Genomic DNA, 336 nt, shown 5'->3' with positions numbered 1-336 from the left:
AACCAGAGTCGTCACGCGTGGACGCTTCTGCGTGACAAAGGGCATTGGCCGACAGACCTCAAGCGCCGCAACACCGACCCGCGCCGTAAGAGCTCCATTAATAATCCACTCACCAAATCGGCGCGACACTTTTGACATCACACCGCCGCCCGCAATCGATCCAATCAAATCATCCCCGACGGCAACGGCTCCCGTCGCAACAAGGTGGCTTAAAACCACTTTGGTTAACCGCCACGATCAAAGCGTTCCAGCACGGCCCCCGTATATTTCCGCAATCCGTCGGATCATCCGCATATTCATCGTCAACGCGGCGATCACATCCGCAAAAGCCATCGG

1 pseudogene is annotated in these 336 nt (G+C 56.5%); it reads right to left on the bottom strand.

The window, feature by feature from the left end:
- A pseudogene (locus AB9F29_RS21605) lies at positions 1–336 on the bottom strand (DUF697 domain-containing protein); the annotation flags it as partial.

It is taken from the genome of Falsihalocynthiibacter sp. S25ZX9 (assembly GCF_041205405.1).
Classification (GTDB): Bacteria; Pseudomonadota; Alphaproteobacteria; order Rhodobacterales; family Rhodobacteraceae; genus Falsihalocynthiibacter; species Falsihalocynthiibacter arcticus.
Note: the sequence above shows the minus strand (reverse complement) of the source record. Positions and strands in the feature narration are given on the sequence as shown.